Annotated in this window: 15 protein-coding genes; 5 read left to right on the top strand and 10 right to left on the bottom strand. The window is 38.2% G+C overall.

Going from position 1 to position 15184, the window contains the following annotated elements; translation table 11 throughout:
• Positions 1-15: 15 nt before the first annotated feature.
• Positions 16-414, top strand: a complete 399-nt coding sequence (locus tag I9192_RS04600; RefSeq protein ID WP_004828048.1) for an outer membrane protein assembly factor BamE — start codon at positions 16-18, stop codon at positions 412-414.
• Between the two features lie 81 nt (positions 415-495).
• On the opposite strand, the gene I9192_RS04595 is transcribed toward I9192_RS04600, so the two are convergent.
• The 10 genes from I9192_RS04595 to I9192_RS04550 all read right to left on the bottom strand — a co-directional run bounded on the left by I9192_RS04595 (position 496) and on the right by I9192_RS04550 (position 11198).
• On the bottom strand, positions 496-819 hold the full coding sequence (locus I9192_RS04595) for an RnfH family protein (protein ID WP_010591161.1): 324 nt from the start codon (positions 817-819) through the stop codon (positions 496-498).
• Positions 820-836: 17 nt separating this feature from the next.
• The gene (locus tag I9192_RS04590) at positions 837-1919 is read right to left on the bottom strand and encodes a membrane protein (protein WP_034708196.1); all 1083 of its coding nucleotides are present in this window, start codon (positions 1917-1919) and stop codon (positions 837-839) included.
• Positions 1920-2119: 200 nt separating this feature from the next.
• Positions 2120-2575 (bottom strand): bacteriohemerythrin, encoded by a 456-nt coding sequence (locus tag I9192_RS04585; RefSeq protein WP_004828043.1) that lies wholly within the window; start codon positions 2573-2575, stop codon positions 2120-2122.
• Between the two features lie 284 nt (positions 2576-2859).
• Complete coding sequence (locus I9192_RS04580; protein ID WP_200150410.1) at positions 2860-3708, bottom strand: class II glutamine amidotransferase; 849 nt, start codon at positions 3706-3708, stop codon at positions 2860-2862.
• 210 nt (positions 3709-3918) lie between these two features.
• Positions 3919-4704 carry a GNAT family N-acetyltransferase gene (locus I9192_RS04575; RefSeq protein WP_005030847.1) on the bottom strand — a complete coding sequence of 262 codons (786 nt, stop codon included), beginning with the start codon at positions 4702-4704 and terminating at the stop codon, positions 3919-3921.
• A gap of 167 nt (positions 4705-4871) precedes the next feature.
• Positions 4872-5780 (bottom strand): acetylglutamate kinase, encoded by a 909-nt coding sequence (gene argB, locus I9192_RS04570; RefSeq protein WP_004828038.1) that lies wholly within the window; start codon positions 5778-5780, stop codon positions 4872-4874.
• Between the two features lie 58 nt (positions 5781-5838).
• Entirely contained in the window at positions 5839-7278 is a 1440-nt protein-coding gene (locus I9192_RS04565) for a phosphomannomutase/phosphoglucomutase (RefSeq protein ID WP_005030848.1), read from the bottom strand.
• A 231-nt stretch (positions 7279-7509) separates the two neighbouring features.
• On the bottom strand, positions 7510-7962 hold the full coding sequence (gene dut, locus I9192_RS04560; RefSeq protein WP_005030849.1) for a dUTP diphosphatase: 453 nt from the start codon (positions 7960-7962) through the stop codon (positions 7510-7512).
• Positions 7963-8070: 108 nt separating this feature from the next.
• Entirely contained in the window at positions 8071-10110 is a 2040-nt protein-coding gene (locus I9192_RS04555) for a UvrD-helicase domain-containing protein (RefSeq protein ID WP_004828034.1), read from the bottom strand.
• A 437-nt stretch (positions 10111-10547) separates the two neighbouring features.
• Positions 10548-11198 (bottom strand): OmpA family protein, encoded by a 651-nt coding sequence (locus I9192_RS04550; protein ID WP_004828032.1) that lies wholly within the window; start codon positions 11196-11198, stop codon positions 10548-10550.
• Positions 11199-11439: 241 nt separating this feature from the next.
• Here I9192_RS04550 and I9192_RS04545 point away from each other — a divergent pair, with 241 nt between their 5' ends.
• The 4 genes from I9192_RS04545 to minD all read left to right on the top strand — a co-directional run bounded on the left by I9192_RS04545 (position 11440) and on the right by minD (position 15184).
• Entirely contained in the window at positions 11440-12357 is a 918-nt protein-coding gene (locus I9192_RS04545; protein WP_005030850.1) for an acyltransferase, read from the top strand.
• A gap of 37 nt (positions 12358-12394) precedes the next feature.
• Entirely contained in the window at positions 12395-13444 is a 1050-nt protein-coding gene (locus I9192_RS04540; protein ID WP_005030852.1) for a hypothetical protein, read from the top strand.
• Positions 13445-13585: 141 nt separating this feature from the next.
• Positions 13586-14305: a septum site-determining protein MinC gene (gene minC / locus I9192_RS04535; RefSeq protein ID WP_005030853.1), complete on the top strand. Its 720-nt coding sequence runs from the start codon at positions 13586-13588 to the stop codon at positions 14303-14305.
• Between the two features lie 66 nt (positions 14306-14371).
• The gene (gene minD / locus I9192_RS04530) at positions 14372-15184 is read left to right on the top strand and encodes a septum site-determining protein MinD (RefSeq protein WP_004722761.1); all 813 of its coding nucleotides are present in this window, start codon (positions 14372-14374) and stop codon (positions 15182-15184) included.

Genomic DNA, 15184 nt, shown 5'->3' with positions numbered 1-15184 from the left:
GGATAGTGTAGCAAAATGCAAAAAATCATGCTGACGTTATTCGTCGCTTCTTTACTTGGTGGTTGCTCTGTATTTGGAGTATACAAAGTTGATATACCTCAAGGAACACCATTAACCCAAGCTCAAGCTTCAAAAATTCAAGTCGGTATGACCTACCAGCAAGTGAGATTCTTACTGGGTAGCCCAACAATTTCAGATCCAATGAATCCTGGACGTTGGGATTACATTTACAACTATATCCCTGGAACTTATGCAAAAAAAGCAAAAATTCCAGCAGCACATGGTCAACACTTAAAGGTTTATTTTGATCAATCAGGTATTGTAAACAAAATCGAAGGTTTGGAAACCATTCCTGAGTCACAACCCGGTTTACCCGCTTCTAAAGAAGCAATATTGAATGCGCCCCCACTATAGACACTTTGTCATAAAAAGAAACCCCTCTTTGAGGGGTTTTTCATATGCATTCAATTGTTTAAAGCGATTAGCTATAATCGCTTAAGATTTGAAGAGTAATTGCTGATAACGATTTCCACGGCAATAACGCCCAACAGGATTGGCTTTGGCGCGATTACGACGAATGTCTTTGGGATTAATGGTTAAAGCTCTATAGATTTCAACACGATCACCAGCTTCTAACAAATGTGCTTGATCTTTAATCTTGACACCAAAGATGCCAAAACTAAAATTTTCAGGCAATTCTACTTGCTCCGCCAGACCACTTTGGGCAATTGCATCAGCAACGCTCATCCCCGGAGAAAATTGTAACTCAATGTGAAATTGTTGCTTTTCGGTAGCATATGCTACCCAAATTTTAGCCACTTGATTCACCAATACCCTTAAATAAATTGTCCGATATATGCAACCAATGCCATTAAAATGGCTAAAGGTAAAATGATACGCACTGCAATACGCCAAATATTATAAAAGCCTTCTGAACTGAAATTAATAGCTTTTCGTAAGTGACTGATTTTCATCATCCAACCCACAAATATTGAATAAATCAAACAAATCAACAACCCCCAGATCATTAACAATGGATTAAATATCATCGAAATGTTTGGAATCGCCCAAATAAATAATGCCACCAAAAGCACAGCAAATTGAATTACCACAGCCACTTGGCGTTGCACTAACTGTTCTTTGCTCAATTGTAATAATAGAGCAGCGGAAATAATCGCAGTAAATAATAATGCATAAGCTGGAATTTGTGATGAAACAGCAAAGAAACCAAATGCTATTACTGCAATCAATTGTGCAATCCAGATCGGTAGAGCGGTTTTGCTTGCCTCATTGCGCTGTTGGACATTGAGCAAGCTTGTTTGCCAATACAACCCAAGACCTAAACCTGTTGCAACTAAAGCTAAAATTGTGGCATTACCCCACTCTTTAAACTCAACAGGTGTCACATGCCAAGTCTGCAAACCTGTTCCAAAAACCTGAGCCAAAGCCAATGAAACCAATACGCCAACTGTTGTTAAACCGACCAAGAACTGACGCGGAACAAAAGATAATGCAAAAGCAACGACAGCACTGCCAACAAAAATCAAATGTGGCGCAACTGGAAGTTGAGCAATATGTACAGCACTAGCACTAATATTTGAAAGTATGCCACCCGCTAAGAATGGAATAAAAATGACTGCCAACCATCCTACAATACGCCAGGATTGTGATGCATCTGCGTCACGAGTTAAGCTAGACAAGGCATTTAATGCGGTTGTTTTAGAGCGTTTTGCTAAAGCAACCTCTAAATAGGTAATCGGCAATGCCAAAATCAGCATTGACACTAACCACAATATCCAAAAATCAATTTGTCGATCAATTTGAATACCCAGACTTGGTGCTAAGCCTGCGATAATCATGAATGATAAACAAAATGCCATGAGCGGCGATAACCATCGTGACATAGAATTATCCTGCATGAGGTGTTTCGTAAAAAGTTCTGCTATTTTGCCTTTGTCGATGCTGAAAATCAAAGCTTAAAAGAAAAAAGCAAATCACCCCTCGATGATTTGCTGCGCTAGACTTTTTTATAATCGCTCTTATTTCTTTTTATCCCCTCTGAATTTTTTTAATTAGAGAGCTGGTCATTTCCATAACTTAGGCTGAAATCAGCATGAGGTTATGAAAAAAATCGTGCAAACCAATTCTTGCCTTTTTTCTTTTCATTTTCTTTAATGATCCCCATCATATTTAATTTCACAGCTCCAACATAATCAGCGTCATCGTGCTGAATATGATTAATTAACCATTTAGACAAGACTTCATGTAATTCTTTTTCGATTGAATGACCTTGCTCAAAACTTTCACGGTAACTTTCTATACGCTTGATAAATAAATCATGGACACGTTTATGAGGAACACGATATTTATAACCTGCTTCTTCTTGTAAACTTTCTTCAAATGTAAAATGTGATTGCGTATAGTCGATAATATTATCGAGTATTTGTTTAATACGAACACGATCCGTTGCTATACCAATTTCATCAATTTCATTGATGTAATCCAAAATCCTTCTATGTTGATCGTCAATCACATCGATACCAGTATTATATTCTGGAATCCATTTCATCTTCATACGATCACCTTAAAAAATAATGTCTTGACCTTTAAAATCCATATTAACGAGAATCAAGTCAAATAAAAATGAACCGTATTACTCGGGATTCATTAAAAAAACCGCATTATTATTTAAGTTATTGTTTATATTAAATTAATATTATTAATCAAACTAAAAGAGTAAGATATTTTTTAACCAATATTAAAATTCAAATGATTTTATAGATGATTTAATTATCTATTTATAGGTTTAATTCATTAGATTAGATACATAGTTATTTCAACTCATCAATTAATATTAAACTAATGCTGATCTGCCTTGGTTATTCTGACTAAACTCGGGTCAGCAGCTTCACGCACCAAGCGCTCGACATAGGTGGTTGCAGTTTTTATCACCTTTCCTTCTTTAAATAAAATCATTTCACCTGGTTTATAAGCTGTCCATACTTCATTTTGAGTCAACGGTTCTGTTGTTATTACAGCTACACGATCTTCTTTGGTGGTAAATTGACTAAAATCGATATCGACATCAATATCAATTAAACGTGCATATTTAAAAGGATACTCTCTAACAATCCAATGCAGTTTGGTCGTCGCATAACTAAATAATGCTTGTCCATTGGAAAGACAGAAATTAAAAGTACCGTATTCTGCAATTTTAGGAGAGATTTCTTCTAGTAAAGCAAAAATATCATTTAGACTTGGCTCAAAATAACCAAATCTTAAAACCAGCTGTTCGAGTAAATAGCAAAATGCCAATTCACTGTCTGTACTGCCTACAGGCGTAAAGCGCCCCGACAAATGCGGATGAAAATTAAGTAAGTCGCCATTATGTGCAAAAATCCATTGTCTCCCCCACAATTCACGAATGAAAGGATGTGAATTTTCTAAAGTGATTTTACCTTGTGTTGCCTTACGAATATGTGCAATCACATTGCGTGATTTAATCGGATAATTACGTACCAACTCAGCAATTGGCGATACGACTGCAGATTGATTATGCACAAATAAGCGACAAGCTTTATCTTCAAAAAAAGCAATACCAAACCCATCAGAATGATCAGAGGTTATTCCTGCACGTTGAGAAAACCCACGAAACGAAAATGTAATATCGGTGGGTGCAGCACAGTTCATTCCAAGCAATTGGCACATAGCGTATTCATACAGCGTTTTATTTATAAGAATATTGTGCATGACTCCGCTTCCGCTTGCAAATCTCAATAACTGAAAATAACAGCATACAAGCGGATATTAGACCAAAGGAGTGAAATTGGGGATTGAAAGAAAAAAAGGATATCTTTAGGCTTTCATACTTCATCGGCAAGTATAAAAACTTAGGCAGTACCCTTTGATCATTTAAACTTAGCGATTAACCATTTTATTGAGTACGAATTTTTTTGCGACTTCATTGACATCGAGAAATACAAAATAATCCAAGCAATTGAATGCTTCATCATGATATGCCTGCTTTGATAAGCGTGCATTCATTTTCAAATACACATCAAATAGTTTTGGAATTCTTTCATCTTGTGGAAAACTGTATTCTGGATGGCTGGGTTCAAAAGCGGGTTTAGCCTTAACATCAATTGATTGCTTAGCCGTCATTTTTTTAAGATGTTGGTGAGTATAGTAAGCACGTGCTTTATTGTCTTCCAAACGAATGCTGACACAGCCCATCAGATGTTTGGCTTTCATTTTCCAAAGTACTGTAGGAACTAGATTTAACCAAAGCATCGACAGCGCGCGTCCATTACGATAGCGAGGATGGACACAGGTACGCCCAATTTCAACAATATTTGATAGGTCTGAGAACTGTGAAACATCAAATTCTTGCGCGCTATAACTACGCGCAAGCTCATGACCTTGGATCAATTTTAAACGGGTATAAGCAACAATTTCATTGCTCCACTTATCTCTTAGTACGGCATGTTCACAATCAAGATCATAAAGATCTTGATCTAAACCATTTTCAAAGTGGATACCAAACTGATCTGCAAATTGTACTGCGCGGAATTTTTGTACTTCTTTAAGCTGTTTAAGGTCTTCAACCCATTCAAATTTATATTGTGACTGTGCTTTTTTAGGTTTAGGCAAAGGTAAATTGAAGTTCTGGAAGTTCTGACGATACTGATTTAATTTTGCGAACATATTTTTAGACTCCTTGAGCTTTTACTTACACTAGGCAATCCACATGACACTTATATGACGAAAAAATGACCATTTTAAAACACACTACAAACGGTGATAGGGGATAAATCCCTCCCCCAATAAAAAACCAGTGTAAAAACACTGGCTTTGATCAGACAAAAATAGATTTATGCGTGATTGGACTTTGAGCGGTTGGTAATCAAAGTACCCACACCATGATCAGTAAAGATTTCTAATAATGTTGCATGAGGTACACGACCATCAACAATATGTGCACTGACCACCCCACCTTTTACGGCATCTAAAGCACAGCCTACTTTTGGAATCATGCCACCATAGATCACCCCTGTTTCGATTAGGCGATCAACTTCTTGTGTACTGAGTCCAGTGAGTAGATTTTTATTTTCATCTAAAACACCGCTAATATTGGTCAACAAGATCAGTTTTTCAGCACCTAAAGCTTCTGCAACTTTACCCGCCACTAAATCTGCATTGATATTATAAGTTTGACCATCTTCATCCACACCAAGCGGTGCGATCACTGGGATAAAATCACTTTGTGTAAACATTTCCAAGACATCGGTCTTTACACCAGTCACTTCTCCCACAAGACCTAAGTCAATCTGGGTCACTGTACCATCATCTTGGGTTTTTTCCATCAACAGCTTTTTGGCACGTAATAAATTACCGTCTTTACCTGTTAAACCAATTGCGCGACCACCATGCTTATTGATCAAGTTGACGATTGATTTGTTCACGCTGCCACCTAAAACCATTTCAACCACTTCCATGGTTGCTGGATCAGTTACACGCATTCCATCAATACGATCAGACTCACGTCCTAACTGTTTTAATAATGAATCCACTTGTGGACCACCACCATGTACAACAATTGGATTTAATCCGACGGTCTTCAGCAAGACAATATCGCGCGCAAATGAACTTTCCAATGCAGGATCAGTCATTGCGTTACCACCATACTTCACAACTAGCGTTTTACCTGAAAAGCGTTGAATATACGGCAAAGCTTCTGTCAAAATTTGTGCTTTGTCGATGCCAGTGTGCTGGTGTGGCATTCGTCTCTCCTTAATGAGCTATAGCGACTTGATCGATGAGTATGGATCGTGCAAAAAATCAATGTGCCTGTAAAATATCTTGGGCGATCATAGGATAGCGATCATGGAGCATAGACGCAAATGTCTGACGAATCTCATCTAAACGATTTTGACAATCGGCATCAAAACGAACGGTAAAATACTCCCCCGTATTGGATGCGCGAATAATGCCGAACCCATGTTCAAAATCAAGTCGAACCCCATCAATTTTACTTAATTCAGCACCAAACTGATGACTGAGATGCTCAATTTCATTCAGCACAATTTTTGGATCTGTATGGTGGGTACTGATATAAGTATCTTCAGTATAAAAACGATCAGGATAAGTAGCTAAAATTTCTGACAATGTGGCTTGAGGAAAATGACATAAGTATTCCATCACACGCAAAGCAGCATATAAGCCATCGTCATAGCCAAGCCCACGCCCGTCGTTAAATACATAATGACCCGCATACTCGCCACCAAACACAGCATGTCCTTTTGACTGCGACATATACTTGCGTAAAAAACTACTGCCTGTACGAATCATTTTCGCTTGTCCACCTAAGTGCTCGACGACCTGACGCACCATAGATGAACATTTCACATCAAAAACAATTTCATGTTGTGGATGATCTTTTAAACACATTTGTGCAAATAGAGCCAACAGTCGATCAGCCGAAATGATATGCGCATTTTCATCCAGTAAAACAACCCGATCTCCATCACCATCTAAAGCAATCCCTATATCCGCTTGATGATTGAGTACATTCTGACGTAATAATTCTAAATGTGTCGCTTGTGATGGATCTGGTGCATGATCTGGAAAATTACCATCCGCATTACAACGCAAAGCAATTACTTCGCAACCGAGCTTCTTCAACACAAGATTGGCACAAAACCCAGCCGAACCATTTAAACCATCAATCACCACTTTTAAAGGTCTGGTTAATTGAATATCGTTAAGTAGTGTGGATTGATAAGATAAACAGAACTCAGATTTAATGTGGTGCGATGTTGTTTTAACCCCTGATACTGGCATACGCTCCACAGACTGGGTGTTTTGCAAATATTGTGCGGCTTGAACCCCAATATGTTGGATCATTTCTGGAGATGGTGGCTCAGACTGAATAATCCATTTAATACCGTTATCCGTTTTAGGGTTATGGCTGGCGGTCACCATAATGCCATTTCCCTGCGTATTACGTGCGGCAAAATACAATTGCGGTGTGGAACAACACCCTATTTCAGTCACATCGATGTCTTTATGTTGAAATACTTGTTTGATAATTTGAGCAAAAACGGGGCTGCTTAAACGTGCATCATAGCCCAAAGCCACTTGTGATTGACCCTTTTCAATGAGTTGATTTGCCAAGGCATCAGCAATGCCCTGAATTAACTCAGGTTTCATCATTTCAACTTTTCCACGAATGTCATATGCACGGAAAATTTGAAAAGGAAAATCATTCATTTTCATCATAAGCAAAAACTTCTATTTGCCAACCCTCTATTACTCAACTTTCATTTTGATCATGATGAGTAAACAATTCATTTATTTGAGAATTTATTCTAGGGCTCAATGCAATTTATCAACAAATTCTTCATAATATATTCAGTTTTCTACTTGGCTTTATACATACTTTTTGTTACATATCAAAAAAATACTTTAAAAAGCCTGATAATTCAGGCTTTTTAAACAAGTGTTAAACGATTAGTTTTTGCCTGTATGACCAAAGCCACCAGCACCGCGTTCTGTCGCCTCAAACTCATCCACAATATCAAATTGCGCTTGAATTACAGGTACCAACACATATTGTGCCAAGCGCTCACCAGGTTCTAAAGTAAACGTTGTTTGACCACGATTCCACACAGAAACCATCAATTCACCTTGATAGTCTGAATCAATCAATCCAACTAAATTACCCAACACGATACCATGCTTATGACCTAAGCCCGAACGCGGTAAAATTAAGCCTGCAAATTGAGGATCTTCGATATAAATCGCCATCCCTGTTTTTACTAAAACGGTTTGACCTGGTTCAATTTGAATCGCCTCATCAACACATGCGCGCAAATCCAAACCTGCAGAGCCTGTAGTTGCATATGTAGGCATTGGCCATGCTTGACCTAAACGTCGATCAAGTACCTTTACTTGAACTTTCATATTGAAATCCTTGCTTAAATAAAAAAATTAAATGCACTTTGCACTCTTGCTAAGTTGCCTGTGTATCAACAGTCAGGCTACAGAACAAGCAAAGTGCATATTTCAAAATTAGCGTTTTAATAACGCTTTTAGATTCTGTAAATACTGTTGAGCCTGTTGTTTTGGATCAACATTTTCAGCAAGTTTTTTCTTACGCCCCAACCAATCCAGCTCATCCTGTGGCAGTTCATCTAAAAAGCGACTCGGCGTCATTTGCTTCATTTGCCCACCGTTTTTACGCTGCTCAGCCAAAGTTAAAGTTAAACCTTGTTGTGCACGGGTAATGCCCACATACATGAGACGGCGTTCTTCCTCAATGGTTTCCGCGGCAATCGAGTTCTTATGTGGTAAAAGTTCTTCTTCCAAGCCCATAATATAAACAAATGGAAATTCCAAACCTTTGGATGCATGCAGTGTCAAAAGATTAACTTTATCAGTGTCTTCATCTTCCTGTTGCTGCTCTAACATATCCAGTAAGACCATTTTACGAATTACACTTTCAATGTTCTTTTCATCCACATCTTCTGCACGATTGATTAAACTCTGGATGCTGGTATAAAGCATTTCGACATTATCCAGTTTGGTTTTTTCTTGTGCCGGCGTCGCCGCAGTTTCACGAAGATAATCAATATAACCAGCTTCATTCATCATCTGACGAATTTTAGGAACAGGTTCATCGTCATCCAACAATTCACGAGTAAAATCATTGATAAAGCCTGCAAACTCAGCCAACTGTGTGGTTGCCTTTTTCGGCATCACCATTGTCAAACGCTGATCACTGGCTGCTGCCAATAAAGATAAATGGTTTTCCTGCGCAAATAGCCCCAATTTTTCCAATGTCACTGGACCAATGGCACGTTTAGGCGTATTGATGATGCGTAGGAATGCACTATCGTCTTCAGGGTTAATAATGACACGCAAATAGCTCATGACATCCTTAATTTCAGCGCGTCCAAAGAATGATTGTCCGCCCGATAACTTATAAGGAATCTGCATTTGTCGAAGTTGAGTTTCCAGTACACGAGCTTGGAAGTTACCACGATAAAGCACCGCATAATCCTTCCAATTCTTACCATTCATTAATTTATGCGTAAGCAAGTCTTTAACGACACGTTCTGATTCATCATCATCATTACGGCAAGTAATCACTCGAATCACTTCACCATGCCCTTTATCACTCCACAATTTTTTATCAAAAATATGCGGATTGTTTTCGATTACATGGTTGGCTGCTTTTAAGATACGACTGGTTGATCGGTAGTTTTGCTCAAGCTTGATGACTTTTAAATTGCGGAAATCCTCTTTAAGTAACGCCATATTCTCAGGCTTGGCACCACGCCATGCATAAATGGACTGGTCATCGTCGCCTACAGCAGTGAATTGCCCCATGACCCCGACCAATAATTTTACCAAAATATATTGGGCTGTATTGGTATCCTGATATTCGTCTACCAACAAATAACGCACACGGTTCTGCCAACGATCACGCACTTCGGCATTCTCTTGTAACAGGCGTGTTGGCATCACAATAAGATCATCAAAATCTACTGCATTATAAGCACGTAAGTTTCGCTCATATAGCTGATACAAATGGGCAAATTGGACATCTTCGGGTGTTTCACAGGTGGTATGTGCTTGCTCAGGCACAATCAGATCATTTTTCCAATCAGAGATCTTCTTCATGGCTTTGGCAATCAAATCTTTACTTTCAGCACCTGACAAATTATCACGATGCATTAAGTCCATCAGGATTCGTTTACAATCATCCGAGTCAAGAATTGAAAAATTATTTTTAAGTGGTGTATTTTTAAGCTCTATACGTAATAGATTTAAACCAAAGGTATGGAAAGTTGAGACTGAGAGCCCTTTACCTTCTTCTTTACCCAATAATTTACCAACACGCTCTTTCATTTCACGCGCTGCTTTGTTGGTAAAGGTCATTGCTGTAATTCGGTGTGCAGGAATACCACATTGCTGTACAAGATAAGCAATTTTTCTTGTAATTACTGAAGTTTTACCTGAACCCGCCCCTGCAAGTACTAACAAGGGTCCTTGAGTATATTTCATGGCTTCAAGTTGCTTGTCATTCAGTTGACTTGCTTTCGACATTGTTCATCCTCATCAAACTTCGAGCTCGATTATAGTCATCTAAAGTAGACTTGCAAAATGCTTAATTTGAATTTTTCCGACATAAAAAAACCACGTCTAGATGGTTTACTTTAAATAGCGTATTTGGTGATCTATTTTGCTTGTTGAGTTTCAATCACTACCTTTTTTTATACAATGATTAAGCCCATTTTAAATTGCAGTTGGTTGCTCAGCCATTTAAGACACTCCCTATTCTCCTTAAACAATCATTGTCGATTATTTTCCAAATAGTTTGCTTGAGTGAAATATAGGCTAGATACATCAGCACTTTTTTAGCATTAAATCACCAGTTAATAGTGAATCATCTGCTATATCAACCATAAAATAAAAAAGGAATCATAAAATTATGATTCCTTTTCAAACACTTAAACTAAAAAAAGAATAAGTATTTATCGTTTTTAGCTTGCAGCGTAAATGCTGATTTCTACACGACGGTTTTGTTCACGACCAGCAGCAGTTGAGTTATCTGCGATTGGGTTTTGTGAACCATAACCTTGAGTATCAATACGGCTTTGAACACCTTGACCTCTCAAATAGTTTGCTACAGAAGCAGCACGGTTTTGTGACAATGGGATATTGATTGAATCATTACCAGTATTATCAGTATAACCAGTCACAAGAATTACACTCTTGTTGTCTTCTTTCAATGTTTGAACAACTTTGTTCAACGTACCGTAGAAGTTAGGTTTGATGTTTGCCTTGTTGGTATCAAAAGTAATGCTACCTGGCATAATCAATGCAACAGAGCCATCTGGATTACGGCTAACTTCTACACCAGTACCCTGCATTTGTTGACGTAATTTTTTCTCTTTATTGTCAAGGTAAAGACCAGCACCCGCACCTAAAAGTGCGCCAATTGCTGCTGCACGGTTGTTTTGTGCAGAACTGTTTGCGTTACCACGAGACAAACCATAACCTGCTGCCGCACCGATCAAACCACCTAAAGCAGATTTGTCGTATTCCATACCGCCGATGTTATTACCAGTTGTTTGACAGCCAGAAAGTACGAGAGCCCCAGCTGTAAGTGTTGTAATTAATAGTGCACGCATTGCATGCCTCCAAGTTGTGTTTTTTGTTAGGGTAATTTTGGTATAAAAAACAAAGCGCCACTATAGACGTTTTGTTAAAATTCACATTTTTTTTTACATTTTGTAATATTTGCAACGAAATTAACAAAACTGATCATCATAATTTATACATAGTCATTAAATGTACCTTTTTAAATTAAATCGTAACGACTATATTGTGTACTTTGAGCACACATTCACCATAAATCACTAGGACTGTTCTATGTCATCTCAGCAGCAGAAGCAACCTATTTTAAAAAAAATTACGAAAGGTCTAACCGTTGGTACAGTGATCACTGGGAGTACTTTTTTTCATGGTCCGCCAGTGCTTGCTTTAGGTCTGACTAAATTGTTTAAAAAGTCCAAGAAAGTGGATGAAACCAACATTAATATCACCAATAGCTGGCTAGCTATAAATAACTGGTTGATTGACCATGTTTTACCAGAAACACAATGGGATATCAGTGTTGATGACAATCTCGATCTGAATATGCAGGGACGTTATTTAATGACCTGTAACCATCAAAGCTGGGTAGATACCACAGTCAACCAATACTTCGGCTTAACTCGTATGCCTTTGACCCGTTTTTTCACCAAATGGGAACTTATATTTATTCCCTTTGTTGGGCAAGCCTTTAAAATTTTAGGCTTCCCAATGATGAAGCGACATAGTAAAGCGCAAATTGCAAAAAATCCAGAACTCAAATATCGCGATTTGGAGGAAGCACGAAAAGCCTGTGAACAGCTTCTCAGCCAGCCATTCACCCTATTAAACTATTTGGAAGGTACACGATTTACCCAACAAAAGCATGATCAACAACACTCTCCTTTCACCCATCTGCTTAAACCGAAAGCAGGAGGATTAGCGCTTGCTTTAAGTATCTTGGGTGATCAAATTGATGCTTTGGTGGACATGACCATTGTTTATCCAGATGGTGCACCTGGTTACGGTGAATTTTGGTTGGGTGAAGTGCCCCGAATCGCTGTAAATATGCGTAAAATTGAAATTCCAGATTGGGTACCGGGCGGGAACTATGAAGACGATGCGGAATATCGTCAACGTTTTCAAAATTGGGTGGATCAGTTATGGGCTGAAAAAGATCAGTTGATCAGCACCATGAAAGAAAAATATAAAAGCTAATCTCAGCTTTTTTGTAAATTCAATGTAAAGGATTGGCATGACAGAGCAAGTTAACGCCCCTCAACAAGAGGCACAACCCAAACAAGAGATGTCACGAGGATGGTGGATATCATTTGGTTATGACATCTTTATGATGTTTATCATTGTGTTTAACTTATTCTGTTTATGTGCCAATGCCTTTTTGATGAGTAATTTTGGCGATTGGTTGTTTAGTGAAATTCACCTTCCCCAAGTATTACAGTACTACAAAACGGATTTACATCCCTGGGTGATTAAAACAGAAAGTTGGTTTATTACTTTCTTAGTTGTTGAGTTGGGCATCCGCTGGTTGATTGCTATTGTCAACAAACATCATGCCCGTTGGTTCTTCTTCCCCTTTATTCACTGGTATGAAATTTTAGCCATTATCCCCTATCTACGTTTTTTACGTTTAATTCGGGCAGGCATCATTGCATATCATTTTCATGAATTAGGCTATAAGGTCATTCCTGACAGTATCATGAGACGTATCGTCTTTTATTATCGTGTACTGATGGAAGAACTTTCTGACCGTGTTGTCATCACTGTGATTGATGGAATTAAACATGAACTTGACACCAGTTCGAGTCATAAAAAGATCATTCATGACTTGGTGGATCACCACCGAGAACGTTTTGCACAGACTTTGGCTGAAATTTTACAGGAGTCTTTGGCTGTAGAATTAAAAGCACAAAGCACTCAAATTACCCACAATGTCGGGCAAATCGTTCGTCAAGCCATTGAAGATACCCCCCAACTCACTCAATTATTAAGATTGATTCCGATTGCAGGCAGCATGATTGAAAATCAAATTCAAAATATTGGACAACAACTGGGAGAAAACATTACTCAAGGCTTAGTGCAACCATTTACCCAAGGTAGTGTTCAAAATCCAAATGCAACTTATCAACTTATTTCTACCAAGCTAAGTCAGATAAATATTGAAAATCAGCATCTTGAAGAATTAGTTGAATCTGTTGTCTATGAAAGTTTAGAATCATTGAGAAAGCAAGTGAAAGTAAAACAATGGCAAATTGAATTAGAAAAAAATGATCAGGTCAAAGATTGAGTGATTCAAAGAATAAGCAATTCATTGAAAATATTTGTATCTTTGCTAGAGAAATCATTGAATATGTTCTAGCATTTGCCCTAATTTACAATTTGACTTTAGATAGAAAAATTTAGGTCACAAGCCTTTTAAGGAACAATTATGGCTGATATACGGATTACAGGCAGAATGGTTAATTTTACCCGATTAACCTTCGATACTAATGATCATGATGCCATCCGCCAGCAATTAACTTCAATGATGAGTGAAACCTCTTATCAAGGGGCTTTGGTCATTATTGATACCACAGTTGAACAAGAGCTTATCGCCTTGATTCAATTGATTATCAGCTTAGATTTACAGCCAATGGCTGTGATTGATGGTTTGTTGGGTGATCAAGCCAGAGCAATTCAATTCCCTGTTTTGCCTGCCGATCGTCCTTTACAGCGGATTAAACCCACCAAAGAACAAGTGGTTGAAACACCTGTAAAACAGCCTGATCAACCAACAAAAACTGCAACAGTGAATACGCCTAAAACATTAAGTCATGCAACCTCATATCATGATGAAATTTTAAGAACTGGGCAATGTATTGTTCAAGACCACGGCGATGTCATTCTAAATGCTGGTATCAATAGTGGTTCAGAAGTCATTGCTTCAGGAAATATACATATCTATGGCAGTGTTCGTGGTAGAGTCATCGCTGGTGCAGGTGGGAATACCACTGCAAGAATTTTTTGTCATTCATTAGAAGCCGAATTGGTTTCTATAGCAGGAACATATTGTGTAGCAGATGATATTCCGCAAGATGTCATAAAAAAAGCTGTACAAATTTACTTGAATGATCAGCAAGAGCTAGTATTTGAAGCTTTGCAATTTTAAGGTATAAATTAAACACCATATAAAACTCGTTCAATCGAGTAAATGACCATAACAGGAGTGGATTCGGTGGCCAAAATTGTTGTCGTTACATCAGGCAAAGGTGGCGTAGGTAAAACTACGACGAGTGCATCTTTTGCAACAGGATTAGCCCTACGTGGTCATAAAACTGTTGTGATTGATTTCGATGTGGGGTTGCGTAATCTTGATTTGATTATGGGCTGTGAACGTCGTGTTGTTTATGATTTTGTTAATGTCATCAATAACGAAGCGCGCTTACAACAAGCCTTGATTCGTGATAAAGATATTGAAAATTTATATATTTTACCTGCATCACAAACACGTGATAAAGATGCCTTAAGCGATGATGGTGTCGCACGTGTAATTGATGAACTTTCTCAAGAGTTTGATTACATTATTTGTGACTCACCTGCAGGGATTGAACGTGGTGCGATTTTAGCCATGTATCATGCAGATGAAGCCATTATTGTGACCAACCCTGAGATTTCTTCTGTTCGAGATTCTGACCGTATTATTGGAATGCTCGACAGCAAAACGAAAAAAGTTGAAAACAACGAAGGACGTGTTCGTAAACATTTATGTATCACACGTTTTAACCCTGAACGTGCCGATAAACAAGAAATGTTGACCATTGACGATATTTCTAAAGATATCTTACGTGTGCCTACTCTTGGTGTTATTCCAGAGTGTCCAAGTGTGCTTCAGGCATCGAATGAAGGTAAACCTGTCATTCTTTACCAAGAAGCTTCTGCTGGACAAGCGTATGATGATTTAGTTGCTCGTTTCTTGGGTGAAGAACGTCCTTATCGTCACATTACAGTGAAACCTAAGGGTTGGTTAGCACGATTATTTGGAGCGTAG

It is taken from the genome of Acinetobacter bereziniae (assembly GCF_016576965.1).
GTDB classification, from domain to species: domain Bacteria; phylum Pseudomonadota; class Gammaproteobacteria; order Pseudomonadales; family Moraxellaceae; genus Acinetobacter; species Acinetobacter bereziniae.
This window is presented reverse-complemented; position numbering and strand designations above follow the sequence as displayed.

Excerpts from the sequence above, each read along its gene's own strand:
- I9192_RS04600 (WP_004828048.1), top strand. The coding sequence starts at position 16 with ATGCAAAAAATCATGCTGACGTTATTCGTCGCTTCTTTACTTGGTGGT.
- I9192_RS04590 (WP_034708196.1), bottom strand. The coding sequence starts at position 1,919 with ATGCAGGATAATTCTATGTCACGATGGTTATCGCCGCTCATGGCATTT.
- I9192_RS04585 (WP_004828043.1), bottom strand. The coding sequence starts at position 2,575 with ATGAAGATGAAATGGATTCCAGAATATAATACTGGTATCGATGTGATT.
- I9192_RS04580 (WP_200150410.1), bottom strand. The coding sequence starts at position 3,708 with ATGTGCCAATTGCTTGGAATGAACTGTGCTGCACCCACCGATATTACA.
- I9192_RS04575 (WP_005030847.1), bottom strand. The coding sequence starts at position 4,704 with ATGTTCGCAAAATTAAATCAGTATCGTCAGAACTTCCAGAACTTCAAT.
- argB (WP_004828038.1), bottom strand. The coding sequence starts at position 5,780 with ATGCCACACCAGCACACTGGCATCGACAAAGCACAAATTTTGACAGAA.
- I9192_RS04565 (WP_005030848.1), bottom strand. The coding sequence starts at position 7,278 with ATGATGAAAATGAATGATTTTCCTTTTCAAATTTTCCGTGCATATGAC.
- dut (WP_005030849.1), bottom strand. The coding sequence starts at position 7,962 with ATGAAAGTTCAAGTAAAGGTACTTGATCGACGTTTAGGTCAAGCATGG.
- I9192_RS04555 (WP_004828034.1), bottom strand. The coding sequence starts at position 10,110 with ATGTCGAAAGCAAGTCAACTGAATGACAAGCAACTTGAAGCCATGAAA.
- I9192_RS04550 (WP_004828032.1), bottom strand. The coding sequence starts at position 11,198 with ATGCGTGCACTATTAATTACAACACTTACAGCTGGGGCTCTCGTACTT.
- I9192_RS04545 (WP_005030850.1), top strand. The coding sequence starts at position 11,440 with ATGTCATCTCAGCAGCAGAAGCAACCTATTTTAAAAAAAATTACGAAA.
- I9192_RS04540 (WP_005030852.1), top strand. The coding sequence starts at position 12,395 with ATGACAGAGCAAGTTAACGCCCCTCAACAAGAGGCACAACCCAAACAA.
- minC (WP_005030853.1), top strand. The coding sequence starts at position 13,586 with ATGGCTGATATACGGATTACAGGCAGAATGGTTAATTTTACCCGATTA.